General features: G+C 74.9%; 1 protein-coding gene. It reads right to left on the bottom strand.

What is annotated here, in order from left to right:
- Window positions 1-1,072: DUF4192 domain-containing protein (locus J0670_RS38345; RefSeq protein WP_207817388.1), on the bottom strand; the 1,072-nt coding region annotated here is incomplete at its 3' end.
- Window positions 1,073-1,195: the final 123 nt, after the last annotated feature.

The following is a 1,195-nucleotide window of genomic DNA, read 5'->3' as shown; positions in this document are numbered from 1 at the left end:
GCCGCTGGGCCTCGACGGCGGCCATCAGCGCCCCGGGCGTCATGCCGTCGTTCATCGACTCGTACAGCAGCTCGGCCAGCAGGTAGCCGGGGGCCAGCCGCAGCGCGTGGCCGAGCACCACCCGGGCGGTCGCCGTGTCCCCGGCGACCCAGGAGGCCCAGGCCAGCAGGGTGAGCGGGGCCACCGCGCAGCCCTCGTACGGCGGCACGGCACGCCGGGCGAGGAAGCGCCAGAGCCGCTCGGCGGGGGCGAGTTCGGCGGATCGGACGTACTCGACGCCGCGGTCCCGGGTGAGGCGGTCCCGCAGGGCGAGCAGCAGCCGGGCCGCCCGCTCCTCGTCGAGCTCCCGAGCACCGGCCGCGAACTCGGCGAAGGCCTGCTCCAGCAGCGCGATGCCCTGCTCCCGGGAGACGGCGCCCGCAGCGGCCTCGGCCCGGGCGAGCGCCTCGCGCTGGACGGCGTCCTGCGGCGGGCCCACCGGGGCCACCCCGCCGAGGATCGCTTTCCGGCTGCCGCGCGGCACCAGTCCGGCCACCGTCGCGGCCGCGGCCGCCGGGCCCGGATCGGGCCCGCGCCGCACCGGGTTGCCCGCCGGATCGCAGCACCCCTCGCGGCGGCAGAGGAAGGACCACCAGCGGCCGTTCGAGACGCACAGCGACTCCTTGACCGCCACCCCCCTGCGCCCGAAGGCCGCGCGGAGGTCATCCGCCAGCGGCCGCAAGCCGTCGACCACCGGCGGGGCGTGCGCCGTGGCCGGATCCTGGCAGAGGTAGAGGAGCACCTGGAGCGGCCGACCGCCGTGCCGCTCGGAGAGGGCGACCAGCAGGGCGGCCGTCTCCTCCGCCGCGACCGGCCAGTCCGCGGGCGAGGCCGGGAGGTCCGCCCGGATGACCCCGCCCTGGTGGAGGTCCGGGCCCTGGAGGCCGACCGCGACGATGCTGTCGTCGGGGTAGAACCCCAGGAAGTAGGGCAACAGCTCGGCCATGTCGGCCGGACCGCGCATGACGACCGGCCGCTGCTCGGAAGCCGGGCCGAGGGACAGGATGACGTGTTCGTTGTTCATCGCGTTCATGGCCGCAAGAGTGGACTCGATCCGGCAACGGCACCGGAAACTTCTCTTTTCCTGTGGATAACCCCGCCGCCGAATTTCTCATCGCTCATTCGGAGCACGCGAAACCCACTCCCACGCGTGGAT

Origin of the sequence: Streptomyces sp. FH025 (assembly GCF_017427025.1) — a bacterium.
Taxonomy (GTDB): Bacteria; Actinomycetota; Actinomycetes; order Streptomycetales; family Streptomycetaceae; genus Kitasatospora.
The sequence above is the reverse complement of the archived record's forward strand: the minus strand, read 5'-3'. Positions and strand labels throughout refer to the sequence as shown.